Origin of the sequence: Roseibium aggregatum, assembly GCF_014692675.1 — a bacterium.
In the GTDB taxonomy this organism is placed as follows: domain Bacteria; phylum Pseudomonadota; class Alphaproteobacteria; order Rhizobiales; family Stappiaceae; genus Roseibium; species Roseibium aggregatum_C.
In genome coordinates, this window is sequence record NZ_JABFCZ010000018.1 from 1 (window position 1) to 18,844 (window position 18,844).

The 18,844-nt window shown below is 55.7% G+C and carries 16 protein-coding genes; 11 read left to right on the forward strand and 5 right to left on the reverse strand.

Annotation, left to right across the window (positions count from 1 at the left end):
• Positions 1-254: 254 nt before the first annotated feature.
• Positions 255-2,192, reverse strand: a complete 1,938-nt coding sequence (locus HK439_RS16235; RefSeq protein ID WP_190292584.1) for a methyl-accepting chemotaxis protein — start codon at positions 2,190-2,192, stop codon at positions 255-257.
• Between the two features lie 393 nt (positions 2,193-2,585).
• On the opposite strand from HK439_RS16235, the gene HK439_RS16240 reads away from it, so the two are divergent.
• From HK439_RS16240 to flaF, 8 genes are all read left to right on the forward strand, one after another.
• Positions 2,586-2,999, forward strand: a complete 414-nt coding sequence (locus HK439_RS16240; protein ID WP_190292585.1) for a hypothetical protein — start codon at positions 2,586-2,588, stop codon at positions 2,997-2,999.
• A 291-nt stretch (positions 3,000-3,290) separates the two neighbouring features.
• Positions 3,291-4,442: a flagellin gene (locus tag HK439_RS16245; protein WP_190292586.1), complete on the forward strand. Its 1,152-nt coding sequence runs from the start codon at positions 3,291-3,293 to the stop codon at positions 4,440-4,442.
• A 189-nt stretch (positions 4,443-4,631) separates the two neighbouring features.
• Positions 4,632-5,786, forward strand: a complete 1,155-nt coding sequence (locus HK439_RS16250) for a flagellin (RefSeq protein WP_190292587.1) — start codon at positions 4,632-4,634, stop codon at positions 5,784-5,786.
• A 189-nt stretch (positions 5,787-5,975) separates the two neighbouring features.
• Positions 5,976-7,130, forward strand: coding sequence for a flagellin (locus HK439_RS16255; protein ID WP_190292588.1), 1,155 nt, complete (start codon positions 5,976-5,978; stop codon positions 7,128-7,130).
• Between the two features lie 276 nt (positions 7,131-7,406).
• Entirely contained in the window at positions 7,407-8,912 is a 1,506-nt protein-coding gene (locus HK439_RS16260; RefSeq protein ID WP_190292589.1) for a flagellin, read from the forward strand.
• 273 nt (positions 8,913-9,185) lie between these two features.
• Positions 9,186-10,688, forward strand: a complete 1,503-nt coding sequence (locus HK439_RS16265) for a flagellin (RefSeq protein WP_190292590.1) — start codon at positions 9,186-9,188, stop codon at positions 10,686-10,688.
• 91 nt (positions 10,689-10,779) lie between these two features.
• The gene (flbT, locus tag HK439_RS16270; RefSeq protein ID WP_190292591.1) at positions 10,780-11,268 is read left to right on the forward strand and encodes a flagellar biosynthesis repressor FlbT; all 489 of its coding nucleotides are present in this window, start codon (positions 10,780-10,782) and stop codon (positions 11,266-11,268) included.
• Positions 11,156-11,530 (forward strand): flagellar biosynthesis regulator FlaF, encoded by a 375-nt coding sequence (gene flaF, locus HK439_RS16275; protein WP_190292592.1) that lies wholly within the window; start codon positions 11,156-11,158, stop codon positions 11,528-11,530. Before flbT ends, flaF begins: the two co-directional genes overlap by 113 nt.
• A gap of 132 nt (positions 11,531-11,662) precedes the next feature.
• On the opposite strand, the gene HK439_RS16280 is transcribed toward flaF, so the two are convergent.
• From HK439_RS16280 to HK439_RS16295, 4 genes are all read right to left on the reverse strand, one after another.
• The gene (locus HK439_RS16280) at positions 11,663-13,198 is read right to left on the reverse strand and encodes a flagellin (RefSeq protein WP_190292593.1); all 1,536 of its coding nucleotides are present in this window, start codon (positions 13,196-13,198) and stop codon (positions 11,663-11,665) included.
• 12 nt (positions 13,199-13,210) lie between these two features.
• Positions 13,211-15,070 (reverse strand): flagellar hook-associated protein FlgK, encoded by a 1,860-nt coding sequence (gene flgK, locus HK439_RS16285; protein WP_190292594.1) that lies wholly within the window; start codon positions 15,068-15,070, stop codon positions 13,211-13,213.
• Between the two features lie 78 nt (positions 15,071-15,148).
• Positions 15,149-16,522, reverse strand: a complete 1,374-nt coding sequence (locus HK439_RS16290; protein WP_190292595.1) for a flagellar hook protein FlgE — start codon at positions 16,520-16,522, stop codon at positions 15,149-15,151.
• A 101-nt stretch (positions 16,523-16,623) separates the two neighbouring features.
• Complete coding sequence (locus HK439_RS16295) at positions 16,624-16,818, reverse strand: hypothetical protein (protein ID WP_190292596.1); 195 nt, start codon at positions 16,816-16,818, stop codon at positions 16,624-16,626.
• A gap of 4 nt (positions 16,819-16,822) precedes the next feature.
• Between HK439_RS16295 and HK439_RS16300 the strand changes: the two genes are divergently transcribed.
• From HK439_RS16300 to HK439_RS16310, 3 genes are all read left to right on the forward strand, one after another.
• Positions 16,823-17,668, forward strand: coding sequence for an AAA family ATPase (locus HK439_RS16300; RefSeq protein ID WP_190292597.1), 846 nt, complete (start codon positions 16,823-16,825; stop codon positions 17,666-17,668).
• Positions 17,669-17,685: 17 nt separating this feature from the next.
• The gene (locus tag HK439_RS16305) at positions 17,686-18,237 is read left to right on the forward strand and encodes a hypothetical protein (protein WP_209011881.1); all 552 of its coding nucleotides are present in this window, start codon (positions 17,686-17,688) and stop codon (positions 18,235-18,237) included.
• A 72-nt stretch (positions 18,238-18,309) separates the two neighbouring features.
• Complete coding sequence (locus HK439_RS16310; RefSeq protein ID WP_190292598.1) at positions 18,310-18,837, forward strand: SixA phosphatase family protein; 528 nt, start codon at positions 18,310-18,312, stop codon at positions 18,835-18,837.
• Positions 18,838-18,844: the final 7 nt, after the last annotated feature.

The window sequence follows — 18,844 nt, forward strand, 5'->3', positions numbered from 1 at the left end:
ACAAGTGCAGTGCCTACTCGCCGCCACTGCCCAAAACATCAAAAAGATCGCAATGGCACTCACCAAAGCTCCGAAACAAGCTCCCGCGTGACAAAGACCAGCGCGTAAAGGACCAAACGCAAAAACGCGGACAAGCGCCACAAAACCAAAGCCAAAAAAACAAACCCGCCGAAAACGACGGGTTTGTCAGCAGTCTGAGGCGCCCCTGGGCGCCTTTTCGTCATTCGATCTTGAGTTCGGTCCGGCCCGTCCGATCAGGCCGCGGCGACGTCTTCCAGGAATTTCCGGATTTCCTCCTGAAACCGCTCGGCATTTCCAAAGGCTTCATTGGTCTTGCTGAACAGCTCTTCCGCGGAACGGTTGGTCTCCACCACAGCCGCATCCAGCTGGCTGATATTTTCCACAACGGAGCGGGTCCGGCTTGCCGTGCTTTGAATATTGGCGCTGATCTCCGATGTCGCAGCCCCCTGCTGCACGACGGCGGTCGCGATCGCACCGGTATATTCGTTCACTTCCTCCATCGTCCCCGCAATCCTGCCGATCGCGGTGACAGCCTCATCCGTCGATGCCTGGATCTCCGCAATCTGACTGGAAATTTCCTCCGTCGCCTTGGAGGTCTGGTTCGCCAGTTCCTTGACCTCGGCAGCCACCACGGCAAAGCCCTTACCGGCTTCTCCGGCACGCGCCGCCTCGATTGTGGCATTCAGCGCCAGGAGGTTGGTCTGTTCCGCGATCGCCTGGATCAGCGTGACGACCTCACCTATCTTCGAAGCAGCCGACGCCAGGCCCGCGACCTTCTGGTTGGTGGTCTGAACTCCAGCCGTCGCATCCGTCACGATCGCCGTCGTGCGGTTGACCTGTTCGGAAATTTCCTGGGTCGAGGACGCCAGTTCCTCCGTCGCGCTTGCAACGGACTGGACGTTTTCAGAAACCTCTTTCGAAGAGGAGGCAGCACCCCGGGCTTGTTCCGCGCTCGAGGAGGCAACACTGTCCAATACGCCCGCCGTATCCTGCAGGCTCCTGTTGGCATCGCTAAGCGCCGACAACAGATCGGCCGATGTCGAGCGGAAGCCTTCCACCAGCAACGTTACGCGTTCGGCACGTTTATGACGCTGCTCTTGCTCTTCCACCTGAAACTCTTCAAGACGGATCTGTTCCTTGCGGTTGTCGCAGCAGACGGAAAGAGCACGGGCAATATCGCCCACTTCGTCCGGACGCGCGACGCCCTGGACATCCTGGTTCGGGTTGCCCTCTGCCAAAACCATCATCTGGGAGGTCACGGTGCGCAACGGCAGGAAAATCGACCGCGTCGAATAAAAGAGTGAACCGCCGGCAATCAGCAACAGAACCAGACCAAGACCGATACCGGTCATGCGCGCGGAACTTGCAACGGCAAGATAGGCGCTCTGGTCCACCGCGATAATAGCCGTGGCAATCGGGTCACCAGAATAGTCAAGAACCGGCACCTGTTCGACAAAATATTTGTCGGAGCTATCCGAAATTCCGCCCTTGGCAGTCTGCGTGAGAAGCGCCATGGGGTCCATGTTTTCGGGAAGCTGGTTACCGATGATTTCCGGCCCCTTCTCACCCTCACGCAAGATTGCAAGGGGATAGCCAGTCTGCTTGGTGAATTCCTCGACAAAGAGCTTATGGAAGCCAAGACCGAACTCGACGGAACCGACATGCTTGCCTTTATTTAACACCGGAACCACACCGCGAATTCCGATGCCGGCAACGCCTTTTTCAAGACCATGAATTGGCTTTAGATCTGTATTGGTTTGAACCACCGTCTTGCGGAAACTGGAAAGGTCGTCGCCGAATTTTTCCGCATTGTGGACGCGCAGGAAACTCTCCGCCGGCGGCAGATGAAATTGGAACTGGCGGATTCCGTAATCGTTGCTCAGTTTTTTAAACTCGGGCACGAACTCGGCCGCCAGACCGTCCCTATCCTTGGCGGCAAACTTTTGCTGCACGCTGGTTTCACCGGCAACCAAGGCGGCCAGCAGAAGCGCTTGCCTGCTATCGCCTTCAATCCGAGCGTGCAACTGCTCCTTGGCGTTGGCAACTTCTCTTTGAAGCGCGATTTCGGTTAGATCCGAAGAAACCCATTGGGAGATGACAACTGCCGCTATCGAGCCTAGGAGAGCCAGGCCAAACATAACCAGGCTCAATCGTGCACGGATCGTTTTCATTAGTTTCACACCTTAAAACGGGGAAATTTCTACATTTATTTCACAATCTAATATTTGCATTTAGTTTATAGGAAATTAAATGCAGGACAGTTCTATATAGTACCGTTAGGTTAAGGGGGGGGGTCCGCACTGTAAAAATTTGCAATATATTCGCGTTTTTCTATATTTAAGCGAGAAAATACTATTAGAAGTAGACAGACCCTCGAAGCGATTCGCATTAAGAATCCCAGAAAAATCGCTAGTCGGATCAAGGCGTGAGCGAATCAGCACCAAACGCAGCGGCGATGTGAATAGCTAAAAATGTAAGCTTTCCGTTAACAGGGGATTCATTCCCCTACGTTATCATGCGTCAGATTACGGGTCATAATAGTATGCAACCCGGAGGATAGGACGATGGAAACGGGACTTGCCCGGCCGCCATTGCCGTCATACACGGCGATCACGCCGGCAACACGCGCTCCGGAGCGAAACGAGCCCGCAGCGAAAACAGATTTACCAGCATCCAACACGGTGACGCCTGCAGCGCAAGGCGGCGGGTCCGCGCGCGCATCAAACGATAGAAACGGCGGCAGCCAGCAATATCCTGATCCGCGCGAACTGAGCAACACTGGGCGCAAGCTGGAACACAAGATCATCGTCGATCAGGAAAGCAACAGCATCATCTACCAATCGACCGACAGCCTCTCAGGTGAAGTCGTTCGTCAGATCCCTAGCGAAGTGCTGCGAAAGCTACGCGCCTACGCCAAAACGATCACCGACCAGGCAAATGGCAATACGCCCCGTAAAGGCGTCGAGCGCACAGTCTAGTTCAATATCGACATTCCGGCTTTCCACGAGGCCCGCTTCATCGCCATGAAGCGGGCCTTTTGCCGCTTCACGGCCCTCGCCCCCCTCATAGCTAATAAAAGTAAAATAAATTTGGTTAATAGTTTAATGTTTGATATCAAATGTATTAACTATAACTATTAATCATATAATTTCACATTTATTTAAAGTTAAAACGCAGTAACCAAGATAATTAGGATTAGATACAAATTTAAACGACAGAGTTCACTCGTCATTCAGGAAGAATGACTTTGTAACAGAAGGAACTCTGTAATGAGTAATATCACTCTGTCCGCTGCAGTGCGGTCGAACCTCACTTCACTTCAGGCAACTTCCAACCTTTTGAGCTCCGTTCAGGAAAAGCTCTCCACCGGCAAGAAGGTCAATTCGGCTCTAGACAATCCGAACTCCTTCTTCACGGCAAAGGGTCTGGACAACCGTGCAAATGACCTGGCTTCCCTGCTCGATGATCAGGGCCAGGCCGTGCAGACTCTGAAGGCAGCCGACAAGGGCATCACGTCCATCTCGGATCTGGTCGACGCCGCAAAGGCAAAAGCCAACCAGGCCCTGCAGTCGTCCTCTCAGAAGGAACGCAAGCAGTATGCCTCCGAGTACAACCAGCTGCTCACCCAGATTGAGGACATTGCCAAGGACTCCTCCTACAAGGGCAAGAACCTGCTCGGCGGAACCGGCAACGACCTCAAGGTGACCTTCAACGAGACGGGCTCTTCCAGCCTGTCGGTTTCGTCGGTTGACTATACGGACACGACCAGCTCGGTCGGCCTGAACCTGTCCGACCTGGCAGCAGGTGTGTCGGGTTCGGCGACGCTCCAGATCTCTGGCGCTTCGACCACTACGGCTCTGACCGCCGGCGACACCCTGACAACCTCCGGCAAATTCGCTGCTGGTGACGTCCTGAAGCTGACGGACAGCACCGGTACCGAACTGGGCAGCCTCACCGTATCCGCCACGACCAAGGTTTCCGACTTCACGGCCTTTGTGAACGGCACCTCGGGCACCAGCGGCTCGCTCACCGGTACGACCTTCACTCTGAACGCCGATTTCGAGGTCTCCTTATCCTCGTCCAATACCGGCTTTACAACGGTGTCGACAACGCACGCTTCGACCAACGGCTTCTCAACGGATGCCAAGATCGAGGCGCAGCTATCGAAACTGCAAACGGCCCAAAACACATTGCGTGCGCAGGCCTCCAGCTTCGGTACCAACCTGTCCATCGTGCAGAACCGTCAGGACTTCACCAAGAGCCTGATCAACACGCTGCAGGAAGGTGCTGGCAAGCTGACCCTCGCCGACACCAACGAGGAAGGCGCGAACCTGCTCGCCCTGCAGACCCAGCAGTCGCTGGCTTCGACCTCGCTGTCTCTGGCAGCTCAGGCCGACAAGAACGTTCTGCGTCTCTTCTAAGGAAAACCAAATAAAACAAGTAGATGGCGGGGAATACCCCGCCATTTATTTATTTAAATTCAATTTGCATTAAGGTTATAAACTTAGTAACCATATACATTTACGTTTGTTTACTTTTAGCCATGCAGTCTTCCTTTCGCGAACCCAGGAAGGTGTTCGTTCTACGTAATCCTAGAAAGGATAATTACCATGGCGAGTAACGTCACTCTGTCCGCCGCTGTGCGGTCAAACCTCAATGCACTTCAGGCTACTTCCAACCTTTTGAGCTCCGTCCAGGAAAAGCTCTCCACCGGTAAGAAGGTCAATTCGGCGCTCGACAACCCGAACTCCTTCTTCACGGCAAAAGGTCTCGAAAACCGCGCCAACGACCTTTCCTCCCTGCTCGATGACCAGGGCCAGGCCGTACAGACGCTGAAAGCAGCCGACAAGGGCATCACCTCTATCTCGGATCTGGTCGACGCCGCAAAGGCAAAGGCCAACCAGGCGCTGCAGTCGTCCTCTCAGAAGGAACGCAAGCAGTTTGCTACCGAGTACAACCAGCTGCTCACTCAGATCGAGGACATTGCCAAGGACTCCTCCTACAAGGGTAAGAACCTGCTTGGCGGTACCGGCAACGACCTGAAGGTGACCTTCAACGAGAAAAATACCTCCTCGTTGTCGATCTCCTCGGTCGATTACACGGACACGACCAGCTCGGTCGGTCTGAACCTGTCCGACCTGGCATCAGGTGTGGCCGGCACGGCGACGCTCCAGATCTATGGCGCTTCAAGCACCACAGCCCTGTCCTCCACCAACACCTTGACCACTGCACAACAGTTCTCTGTTGGCGATGTCGTCAAGCTGACGGACAGCACCGGCACCGAACTGGGCAGCCTCACCGTTGATGCGAACACGAAGGTGTCCGATTTCACGAACTTCGTGAACAACACTTCAGGCACCAGCGGTTCGCTGACGGGTACGACCTTCACCCTGACGGCTGACTACGAGGTCTCCCTGTCCTCGTCCACCAGTGGTTTCACCACCACTTCGACGACCCACGCATCGACCAACGGCTTCTCGACCGACGCTAAGATCGAGTCCCAGTTGTCGAAGCTTCAGACGGCCCAAAACACCTTGCGTGCACAGGCTTCGACCTTTGGTACCAACCTGTCCATCGTGCAGAATCGTCAGGATTTCACCAAGAACCTGATCAACACGTTGCAGGAAGGTGCGGGCAAGCTGACCCTGGCCGACACCAACGAAGAAGGTGCGAACGTTCTGGCTCTGCAAACCCAGCAGTCTCTGGCATCGACCTCGCTGTCTCTAGCAGCCCAGGCCGACAAGAACGTCCTGCGTCTCTTCTAAGAAGGTCTCAGGAACCTCAAACAGCGAAGCGGCGGGCCTCGGTCCGCCGCTTTTTTGACCGCAACACTTTGTTAAGGTTAACCGCCGCTAACCATATATTTTTACGAACTATTTTCCTGAACAGACCATTGATTGAGCCCGAGACCCAGGACGGGTCTTTGTTTTGCGTAATCCTAGAAAGGATCAAATATGTCGAGTAATGTTACTCTCTCCGCCGCAGTGCGTTCGAATCTCTCCGCACTTCAGGCAACTTCCAACCTTTTAAGCTCCGTTCAGGAAAAGCTCTCCACCGGCAAGAAGGTCAATTCGGCTCTCGATAACCCGAACTCCTTCTTTACGGCAAAAGGTCTCGAAAACCGCGCCAGCGACCTCTCCGCCCTGCTTGATGATCAGGGCCAGGCCGTGCAGACGCTGAAAGCCGCCGACAAAGGCATCACCTCGATATCGGATCTGGTCGACTCCGCAAAGGCAAAGGCCAACCAGGCCCTGCAGTCCTCCTCGCAGAAGGAACGCAAGCAGTTTGCCACCGAGTACAACCAGCTCCTCACCCAGATCCAGGACATCGCCAAGGACTCCTCCTACAAGGGCAAGAACCTTCTTGGCGGCACCGGCAATGACCTGAAGGTGACCTTCAACGAGAAAAACACTTCCTCGTTGACGATCTCTGCGGTCGATTACACCAACACGAGCAGCTCGGTCGGCCTGAACCTGTCGAGCTTGGCATCGGGCACGACCGGTACGGCGACGCTCCAAATCCATGGCGCTTCGACCACCACTGCCCTGTCCTCCACCAACGCCCTGACCACCGACAGCCAGTTCGCCGTCGGCGACGTGCTGAAGCTGACGGACAGCACCGGCACCGAACTGGGCAGCCTCACCGTCTCCGCTACTACCAAGGTGTCCGACTTCACGAACTTCGTGAATAGCACCTCCGGCACAAGCGGCTCGCTGTCGGGCACGACCTTCACCCTGCACTCCGACTACGAGGTCACCCTCTCGTCCTCCAGCACGACCCCGGCGGATGTTTCGACGACCCACTCCTCGACCAACGGCTTCTCCACCGACGCCAAGATCGAGGCGCAGTTGACAAAGCTGCAGACGGCCCAAAACACCTTGCGTGCGCAGGCCTCCAGCTTCGGTACCAACCTGTCCATCGTGCAGAACCGTCAGGACTTCACCAAAAACCTGATCAACACGCTGCAGGAAGGTGCTGGCAAGCTGACCCTCGCCGACACCAACGAGGAAGGTGCCAACGTTCTCGCCCTGCAGACCCAGCAGTCGCTGGCTTCGACCTCGCTGTCTCTCGCAGCACAGGCCGATAAGAACGTTCTGCGTCTCTTCTAAGCCAACTAATAACAATCCACACATTGAAACGGCGGGCCACGGTCCGCCGTTTTTTATTACCTCCCCCTTCGAATTTCCGCCGCTTTATTGCGCCTTTCGGGCCTCCCTTCCCTGCATAACCACCTTTGTGCGATCGCCCGCCAATTCAATGCGTTAACCCTGCATTAACCCTAAATTGCAAGGAGTTAACCATTGATTAGGATTAACAAACCATGATCCTAACCAACCTGCTCAGGACGAGCAGCAGAACATGGGACCCAGGAAAGGGAAACACTAATGGCTGGCAATATTACTCTGTCGGCTGCCGTTAGGCAGAATCTCCTCACACTTCAATCTACAGCCCACCTGATGTCTGGCGTCCAGCACAAGCTGGCGACGGGCTTGAAAGTGAATTCGGCCCTCGATAATCCGAACTCGTTCTTCACCGCATCCGGGCTGAACAGCCGCGCGAACGATCTTGGAACGCTACTCGACGACATGGGCCAGTCGCTTCAGACCCTTAAGGCCGCTGACGGCGGCATAAAGACGATCACCGATCTGGTTGAAACCGCCAAAGCTAAAGCCAACCAGGCCCTGCAGACCCAGAGCCAGTACGAGCGCAAGAAATATACCGCGCAGTACAACGATCTGCTGCAACAGATCGAATCGACCGCCAAGGACTCTTCCTATAAGGGCAAGAACCTGCTTGCCGGCATGGGCAACGACCTGACCACGATCTTTAACGAAGACTCTACGTCCAAACTGAAAATCAACGCGGTCGACTATACCAATACCGCTCTTTCCACCGGCCTGAATCTTTCTGACCTTGCCGAAGGTCAGGGCGCAGCAACTTCCTTCCAGCTGGAAGGCGGCCAAACCGTCTTTACCTTGAAGGAATCCACCAACGGACCGACGCTGAACTCCAGCTCGAAACTATCGACGCTTCAAGGCCTTTCAACGACCAACACGCTGACCTTTAACGGCGCGTCCACAACGGCAGTCATTTCCGGTTCAACTTTGGCCGTGACCGCCGGTGCGACCGTGCAGAATCTGATCGACAAGATCAACGCGACAGCCGGCGTTCGCGCCCAATTCGACGAAGCCAGCGGTAAACTCACCATCATCTCGAACAATGATTTCGGGATTCACAATAGCGCCACGTCTGCCACAACGCAGCTGACGAGCGTCAACGCGACCGCCTTCACCTCGCTCTCGGATACACTTGTCAATTCTGCTTCGTATAAGACTGGCGATATCCTGCGGCTCACCGACGGCAATGGGTATGAACTCGGCTCTTATGAAGTCTCCAGTACCAGCACTGTCCAAGACTTGCAGACGTTCTTGGAAGACTTCAACGGCGTTTCGGCGAAATTCAACACCGCAACGGGCAAAATGTCGCTGATTAGCGAAACCGACCTGTCGTTGACCAGCAACAACGCCGACTTCAACGCCAGTAACTTCGTCGCCGACACAAATGGGGTGACAATCTCCGCCCTGTCGGACTCCGGATTTGCAACGGACACAGCAATCAACAAGGTGATTGACAGATTAAACAACGCCTTGACGAATTTGCGATCGCAGGCATCCGAATTCGGTACGAACCTATCCACGGTGGAAATCCGGCAGGATTACACTAAACAGATGATCAACACGCTTCAAGAAGGTGCCGGCAAGCTGACCTTGGCCGATACCAACGAGGAGGGTGCAAACCTCCTGGCGCTCCAAACCCGCCAACAGCTTGCCTCCACATCGCTGTCATTCGCGTCGCAGGCGGATCAGACAGTGCTGTCCCTCTTCCGGTAAGAAGCCTAGAATCAAACAGTCAAACGACTCACAACCTGACAACCAGAAGCGGCGGGCCCAGTCCCGCCGTTTTTCATTTCAAATCCATATACGTGGAATTACTCGAAAAAATTCCCTCGCTAATTCAAATATTTAAAAGAAAGCTTTTGGTAACCCCCCCTAACAAAACATTAATGGGTGCATTGTCCGTTAACTTTCCATTTACACTCACCGCAAACTACCTTCCGCATGAAGGTAATGATGAAGCGTCTAGAACGAATGCGGTGATCTCTGATGAGCGACATTATCCTTTCCAGTGCTGTCCGGGATAACCTTCTGTCACTGAAAAGCACGGCCAAGCTGCAATCCACGACGCAGAACCGTCTGGCAACCGGCTTGAAGGTCAACTCCGCCCTCGACAATCCGAATTCCTATTTCACAGCAGCCGGTCTGAATGACCGCGCCAATGACCTGGGCAACCTTCTCGACAATATGGGCCAGGCCGTTCAGACGATGCGTGCTGCTGAAGACGGCATTGGCGGCATTACCAAGCTTGTTGAATCTGCAAAGGCGATCGCCAACCAGGCTCTGCAAAACCAAAGCGAATACCAACGCAAGGTCTATGCGAAGCAGTACAATGATATCCTGACGCAGATTGAGGATCTGGCCCGAGATTCCGGCTACAAGGGCAAGAACCTGCTCGCTGGCATCGGCAACGAATTGAAGGTGATCTTCAATGAAGACAGCACCTCAAACCTGACCGTCAAGCCGGTTGACTTCACCGACACTACACTGGAAACTGGGTTAAATCTCAAGGACTTGGCTGAAGGGGCTGGTGCCACCTCCTCCTTTTTGGCGAACGCGGGAACCGCATCGCTCGATCTGACCGGTTTGCAGGCGTCTTCCGACCTTGCCAGCCTTCCGACATGGGCCAACGGAGATATCATCAGCATCACGGACGGTGTCACGACCAAAACCTACACCGTTGGCGCATCGCTGACGACGGTGCAGGATTACGTCAACGCGATCAACAATCTCGGCGGTCTGAAAGCGAGCTTCGACGAAACCACGGACAAGCTGAAGATTACCTCCGGCCTCAATAACGTCTTGACCTTGAGCATTTCCAAGGACAACAGCGGTGGCGGCAGCGCCACGAACGGCGGTCTTACCGCGACAGCTGCGCCGACGACCCTGACGACATCAGCAATGACGGCCGGAGCCACCTTGGTCAGTTCCGGAGGCTACTCGGCAGGCGATGTGCTGATGATCATGGACGGGAACGGCTACGAAGCAGCTTCGCTGGCGGTCGACTCCAATACAACGGTCAGCGACTTGGTCGACCTGTTAAACAACGTCAAAGGTTTGAGCGCATCTTTCGCCGCAGGCAGCATCAGTCTCAACGGCGATGTCTCCTTCTCAATCAAAAGCAACAACAAAGACTTCAATATCAGCGATCTGTCGATGACAAATGGAACAGTATCGCTGACCGCGACGGATTCCGGCTTCAAGGCGGATACGGATATTGACCGAACGCTCCAGGCCATCAATTCCGCGCTCGATGAACTCAGATCTGCATCGAGTTCTTTCGGCGCGAGCTTGTCCACAGTTCAAATTCGAACTGATTTTACGGGAAACTTGATCAATACGCTGCAAGTGGGGGCCGGTAACCTGACGATTGCCGACATGAACGAGGAGGGCGCGAATATGCTGGCTTTGCAGACCCGTCAGCAGCTATCCTCGACAGCGCTGTCGCTCGCAAACCAAGCCCAGCAAAGCGTTCTGAGCCTCTTCGGTTAGTCATGAGGCATGTAATCGTTAAGAATTTGGAGGGGGCGATTAACTGTTTGGTTAACGTTTCCAAGCCATACTTCTTCTTGGAGGTCACGGAATGGCGCTCAAGGTCGAGCTAAAACCGGGCGAACGTATCATCATCGGTGAATCTGTTATCACCAATGATAATCAGCGAACCCGATTATTTATCGAAGGCCAGGCGCCAATCCTCCGTGAAAAGGATATTCTCACGCCGGCCACCGCAAATAGTCCAGCTAAGCGCATCTATCTGGCTGTGCAGCTGATGTATTTGTCCAACGCAGTGGAGAAAATTCAGGAGAATTACTTCACGCTCGTCAATGATCTGGTGAAGGCCGCACCGAGTACAATTCCTTATGTGACCAGGATTAGTAATTCAATCCTAACCGGCGCCTTCTATAAAGCATTGAAAGAAGCACGTAAGCTTATCGAGTATGAGAGGACGCTGATCGGCCATGTACAAGCAGGCAGCTCAGGCATATCTGAAAACGAGCCAGGTGACGGTGTCACCAAGGGAGCTGGAGGCGAACCTTCTGATGAAGGCGGCCGCAAAGCTCCAACTGATTAAAGACGAATGGGACGAAACGAGTTTCGCCGAAACGGATGAAGCTCTGACCTATAATCGCAAGCTTTGGACGATTTTGGTCACTTCCGCGACCAGCGAAGAAAGTGAACTCCCCCAGGAGATCAAGAACAACCTTGCCTCCTTGGCGGTCTTCGTCTTCAAACATACGGTCACTCTCCTGGCAGATCCGGCTCCGGAAAAGCTCAGCGTTCTGATATCGATCAACCGCAGCATTGCTGAAGGCTTGCGTACGCGCCCGGAATGACCGCAGCAGAAATTCCAAGAAAAAGGCCGCCGCAGAAGCCCTGCGGCGGCCTTTTTATTATCTGTCATGGAAGATTATATCTCAGCTGAAGGCACGAACGGCCAGAGCTTACGCCACGGCCGCTGCGATATTCTAGATATAGTTCGTCAGGCTGAGCTGCAGAACGATCGAAGAGGCCCGGTAGGAGGCTTGGATATTGGTCTGCAAATTGAGGATTTCCGTCGCCACGAGATTGTTGTCGACCCCCTCGATGTCGCCAATTGCCGTTTCATAGCTGGCTTTCATCTGCGTATGGCGATCGTCGGTCTGCTCGACTGTCCTGTGCGCAATCGCGATTTGCGTCGCGATCGAAGAAACGCCGGAAAGGGTGCTGCCTGAAGGCTCGATCACGTCACGCATCTTCTGCGCTGCCTTGTTGTAATACTCCTCATCGCTCGGCGTGCCGCCGGAAAAATTCGAAGCCACGAATGTCGCAAGCGATTTGACCACACTCGCAAGACCATCCTCATTGGCGCGCGCGCCGTAATTAACCGACAAGTTGCTGTCGATAACCGCGGTCTTGTCGGTACGCGGGTCCGTCGTCGGCGCGTTATCGCCCGTATACCAGGGCAACGTCGTTCCAGCTCCCGACACAAGGGTCGTCGCCGTGTTGAACGGCGGCCCAGCAACCCGCTGCGGAACGGCGCCGTTGTAAGTGTTGAAGTATTCGTCCGCAGCCCATTTGTCGGATGTTGCCCGCAAGGTCGACTTCGCCTCGTCCTGAAGGGCGGATGAAATCGCATCATGCAGGTTTTGCGTTGTCTGAGCGAGGTCGGATCCGATCAGAAAATTGCCCTTTTGGGACGTGTCGGCGGCAGCCTTGAAATTGAGGGTCAAGTTTTCCGTGTGTGCCGGCGGCAAGGTGAGGACAACCGAAAACGTGTCACCGATATTCGGCTGGCCGGTCAATTTCACATCGAAGGAATCCGGGTCGCCGCCGCCAGGTCCGGTAAGTGTGGCGTTGGTCAGGTTGTTGGTCACCGACGCAATATCGAAACCGAAATCATGGGCACCGTCTTCGGCGACGGTAAAGGTCGAGTCCGTAGGAACCGCACCGGCGAAATTGGTCGTCAGCCCGGAAACGGTCATGCGGCCGTTGTTGTTGACACCCAAATTCGCCTGCGAATACTCATCCATGTAGGTGCGCAGACCGGCGAGGTTGCCATCCCCGTTGAGAATCTTGTCGACATTCTGCACGGGATTGGTATCCGCATCCGCGCCACCGAAAATGTAGTGCCCGGCCACTTCCGTGTTGAGCAGGTTCGTCGCTTCGTGCAGCAGAACGTTGGCGGAAGCCTGCGTCTGAGTCTGTCCGTCCGTCTGCAGCTCGAAATTATTGGCGTCGAAAGCCGACTTGGCATCGATGCGCAAGCTCTCCAACCTGTCCAGCGTCAGGTTCATCGTATTGAGCTGAAGATTCGCCCGGGTAATCGTTTCCTTATAGGAGTCGATCCGGTTCACCTTCTGGGTCAGCTCCAGATCCAGCAGCCGGTTATCGCCAATCCCGCCATATGTCGTCGACACCTTGCCGGAGGAAAGCTGCTCCGTTTTTTGCGTCAACGTATTGTGGAGGTTGGACAACCGGGCGATCGCATAAGAGCGCGAAGTGGTTACTGTGTTAACTGGCATGGCGCACCTCTACTAGATCGACTGCAGCAACGTGTCATAGAGATCGTTGACGGTCTTCATGACACGGGCACTGGCGGCATAGGCGTTTTGCAGCTCAATCAGGATCGCAAGCTGCGCATTGATATCGACCGAGTAAGTATCTTCATATTTCGCGGCAAAATTCGTCGTGATCGTTTGCCGGGCTTCATTGTAGGTCTTGGCATCCTGCGCCTGACTGCCCTGAAAGGCGGTCACCTGGTTGGTGTACTGAAGAATGTTGCCTACATAAGGACTGGTCTTGCTGCCGATCCCTGCCCCTGGGTCGAACGTGCGCCGGTCATTTGCGAAAGCGTTCAGCAGGAACTTGGCCCGGGACGGATCATTCTTGGAATTCGGCGTTGGTGTGGTTTGGTAGTTCACCAACTTCGAGCTATCGGCCACGAGATCCGGATTGACCGCGATACCGCGTGCAAATCCAACCCGCTGCCCACCGGCTTCAAGGGCGTCCGTGAAAATGTCCGTGCCTTGCGTCTTGTCGACGAAGATAGACAAACCGAGTCCCTGGTCGGTGGAGCCGGTCACGGTGACATCGCCCGTCAAGCTTTTCACGACAGTGTTCGTCGCCGTATCACCAAGGATCTGCAACTTGCCGGTACCATCGTTGCTGACGGCCAAATTCGGATCGTAGGCACCCAGGTCCGCGATCATTTGCGTGATATAGTTCGCGGTCACGCCGCTTGAGATATCGACGCCATAGACCTTGTCATCCGCTCTTGGTGTTACCGTGTCCTGCAGGGGCAGCAATGTCGGGTCGGTGACGCCGACAAAGGTCACTTGCTTGGTGTTGCCGCCAGTATCCACGTAGGACAGGGACACCTTATTGCCTGGCTGCAAAGCGGACAGATCAAGAGTGTAACCGTTTTCGATACCCACCGTTGTCGGCGTGCTGGGGACGGTCACATTGGAAAATGCGAGCGAGGCATTCGCTGCAATCGTATCGAGCTGCGTCTGCGCCTGCACCAGAACCTTGTCACGCAGTTCGGCCAAGGCCGAAACAGAGCCGGAGTTGGACCCGCCAATCAAGTCGAAGGTCGTGCCTCCCGGCGTCGTCACCGTGATGTTGTTACCGGACTTTCCCGGCTCCAATGCCGGGCTCCGATTGAAGGAAACGGTCGAGGCCTTCTTATCGGCATAAAGCTGCTGGCCTTTGCCCGTACGGATCAAGAGGACACCACCGCCCTGGTCGGTCACGGTAATATCCAGCTGACCCGACAGCTTCTCAAGAAACCGGTCCCGCTGATCGAGCAGATCTGCGGTGGACAGCCCCGCGGACCTGGCATCCGCGATGGCCTGGTCGACGTCCTGGATATTTTTCAGGGTCGAATTGAGGCTCTTCGCCTCGGAGTACATATCCTGGTCCGCCTGAAGCCGCATATCGTTGATTTGCGTATAGGCGGAATTCAGCTCCCGGGCGAAACTGTCGGCGGTCGAGACCACATCCTGCTGCACCGGAAAACTGCCTGGATCATTGACGAGTGCGGACAGCTTGTTGGAAAGCTCCGTTGCCAGGGACGGCACACTCGATTTGTCGTTGATCGTGCCGATGATTTGATCGACCCGATCCGTATAGTCGGCGATTTGAGCGGCATAATTGGTTTCGGCGAGCGAACCGAAATAGGCCTTTTGGACCTTTTCGTCGATAACACGTGAAACATTGGTCGACTGAATACCGGAGACGTTGCCCTGGCCGTCGAAGAACACATCAACGGTGACCGTTTTCGTCGAATAGCCCGACGTACCCGCATTTGCGATGTTCGCAGACGTCACGTCGATCTGCGTCTGATTGTAGTCGATGCCGAACAACGACGTATTCAGAGCGGATGTCAAACCCATGGCTACGCCTCCTGTACAAACAACTCTTCAAGAGGCCCGGCGGGATCTACTTAGAACCCCGCCGAGGCGCTCGTTGCATTACCGAACCATATTCAGCGCGTCGGAGAGCATCTGCTGCGCCGAGTTGACGATCCGGGAGTTGGCCGAATAAGCCTGCTGCGTCACGATCAGCTTGGAGAATTCAGACGCGATATCCGCGTTCGAAAGTTCCAGCGATTCCGCAGTAATCGATCCTCCTCCCGACAGACGGGGTTCGCCTGAGTCGGGGGTTGCCGCGAAGGCTGCACCATCGATACGCTTCAGGTTCTGTTCCGCATCAAACGTGGCAAGCGGGATCTTGAAGAGGCCGCGTGTCTGGTTGTTCGAATAGGAGGCGTTGATACGCCCCGATTCATCGATCGAGATGCCCTGCAGCACGCCCGCCGCGTAACCGTCCTGGGTGATATCGACCGAGGTCGCCACGCCGGTCGGATCGGAAAACTGGGTCAAGGAACCGTTCGCGAATGAGAACTTCAGACCGGTTGTGGCCACAGAGCCAACGGTTAGGTTGGCAACATCGAACCCGTTGCCCGTACCGTTGACCGTACCGATGGTACCGGCAGTCAACGTCCCCATCTTGCCGGCGCTGTCGAACTCAGCCCGACCGACTTCCAGCCACGCGGGATCATTACCGCCACTGCTGAGATACATGCTCCACTTGTCGTTGACGGCGCCCGCCGCATTGGCTGTTTTCGCCCAGCGGACTTCCACGTTCATGGCTGTACCGTTCTGGTTGTAGATCGTGGTCGATCCACCAGAAATCGATTCATTCAAGAACGTGGCTGCATTCGCCGAGGCAATGTTGGCGTTCTGCAGACCCGCGGAGAGCAGCGCCGTCGATTCCGTGGACCCATCGTAGTTGGTCGTATGCGGAACACGCGGCAGGTTTGCCTGATAGGGGATATCAACGGTCGCCTTGGCTTTGAGCGGCTGATCGCTGATTTGGATCACAGACGGTGTATCGCCAACAACGTTGCCGGTCGTCGCGTCCAAACCAAAACCCTTCAGGTAATAGCCTGACGCATTGACCAGATAGTTGTTCTCATCGAGTTCAAAGTCACCCGCGCGTGTGTAGTAAGTGGCATCCTGGAACGTCTGCTGGCCGTCCACAACGGTACCGCGCTGGGTCACGTTGAAGTAACCCTCGCCGCTGATCGCCATGTAGGTGCTGACGTCGGAAGCAGAAATATCACCCTGCACCGTGTTCGTAGCACGCGAGGTCGCAAAAGTAGTGCCGGAGACCTGCGTCGCCTGTTTCGCACCGCCGCCCGACACGAGATCTGCAAAACTCGTATCCAGGCGCTTGTAACCTGTCGTCTGCGAGTTCGAGACGTTACCGGAGATGTTTTCCAAGGCCTGCGCCTGTGCCGTGAGGCCGGACACCGCCGAATTGATAGCCCCGTAGATACCCATTTTACTTCCTCATCAAGCTTTAGGGCATGCGCCCAGTTGTTCGGCACTTCATCCGCAAACAGCGTGCCACAATGCCTTCCGATGAGATTTTTAATTATAATTCAAATACTTACTTGATGGCATTCGATTTTCGCGGAATACGCCCGGCCCGGCACAAATGGCAAAATCGGCAATTTCTTCCCGGCGCACACGGCAAATCCGGCCCTGTAACGAACCTTCCCGGCCTGTTGAAACGGCGCGCTTGCGCGGGTTTCATCCGGCGCATACTGTTCCCCCACCAAATCAATGATGGACATGCTGATGCGTTTTGAAGGTACCGACAGCTACATAGCCACCGAAGACTTGCGCGTTGCCGTGAATGCGGCCGTCGCGCTCGAACGCCCCCTGCTTGTGAAGGGCGAACCGGGCACGGGAAAGACCGTGCTCGCCCAGCAGGTCGCCCAGGCGCTCGGCGCTCCGCTGATCGAGTGGCATGTGAAATCGACCACCAAGGCACAGCAAGGCCTGTATGAATACGACGCCGTCTCCCGTCTGCGCGACAGCCAGCTCGGCGACGAGCGCGTCAAGGACATCAACAATTACATCCGCAAGGGCAAGCTCTGGGAGGCGTTCACGGCCCCGGTCCGACCGGTCCTCCTGATCGACGAGATCGACAAGGCCGACATCGAGTTTCCGAACGACCTGCTTCTGGAACTCGACCGCATGGAGTTCTTCGTCTACGAGACCGGGGAAAACGTCAGGGCCATCCAGCGCCCGATCGTGATCATCACGTCCAACAACGAAAAGGACCTGCCGGACGCCTTCTTGCGCCGCTGCTTCTTCCACTTCATCAAGTTTCCGGACCGGGAAACCATGACGGAAATCGTCGAGGTGCATTTCCCCGGGCTGAAGCAACGCCTGCTGCGCGAAGCGCTGACCCTCTTCTATGACGTACGCGATGTGCCGGGTTTGAAAAAGAAGCCGTCGACTTCGGAACTGATCGACTGGATCAAGCTCCTGGTCAATGAGGACGTGGATCCCGAAACCCTACGCCAGGGCGACACCGGCAAGCTCATCCCGCCGCTGCACGGCGCGCTTTTGAAGAACGAACAGGACGTGCATCTGTTCGAACGTCTGGCCTTCATGGCGCGACGGGAACGGACCTGACGAAAGAGGCGGCCACCATGTTTGGGAAACCGTTTTTCCGGGCACGGTTTTCAGCTGCCGCCGGCCTGCTGGCGCTGGGCATGCTTCTGGCCGCCCTTCCCGATGGTGCATATGCCCAGGACAACGAGGACGGCTGGGTCAGCGACTTTGAAGGCCTGAGACATTTTTCCGGCATGCGCTGTCCGGATGTCGTGGGCGGGTTCCTCCGGTCCAAGGTCCTGGGCGCGGATTCCGACCGAATGGCCGGCTGCATCTATTACGGCGAGGACGGCATGACCGCGGTCCTTCGTCAGCATCTTTTGGGAACGGGAACCGCCGAAGCCCGGAAATACATGAAGAACTACAAGGCCGCGGGTTTCCGGGAAATCGCGCTGACCGGCGTGGCCCAAAGCGGTATCTCCTTCGTGACCAGAGACTGGACCCAGGCCACCCAGTGCGAGACGCTCTGGCATTTTGCGGGCAAGAAAGCCGACTACACCTTGTGGCTCACCTATTCCCTGCCCGGCCAGGAAACCATCGTCGGCCCGGCGGTAGCCGCCTTCACCGAGACACTCAACCGCCAGAACTGAATTTGGTTTCACGCGCTGGCCCTTTCGAAGCGCTTCCCATACTCTCCTCTCCCAGGACGGGAGGACACTGACATGCTTCGGCTCTTGCTGCTCAGACATGCCAAGTCGGATTGGGGAGATCCCTCCCAGGATGACATCGACAGACCGCTGAATGCCCGCGGACGGGCGGCGGCCCGAACCATCGCCGCCTATTTCGCCGACCAGGATCTCCTGCCGGACCTCATCCTGTGTTCCAGCGCGCAGAGAACGCGCGAGACCCTGGCGCACCTGCTTCCCTTTCTGGACGGCGAATATGACATCCGGCTCATGGCCGATCTATACGACCAGAACGAAGACAGCTACGTGCCCATCCTGCAGACGAATGGCGGTTCCGCCCGCACGCTTCTTTTGATCGGGCACAATCCGGCGATCGAAGAGACCGCCCTGGCTCTGGTCGGGTCCGGTCCGGAAGACGCCATCGAGGATTTGGGCATGAAATTCCCGACCGGCGCTCTCGCCGTTCTTGATTTTCAGACCGACACCTGGGCGAAACTGAAACCGGAAAGCGGTCATCTCGACCGCTTCGTCAAACCCCGCAATCTCGAAATTCCTGACGAATAAGGGCATT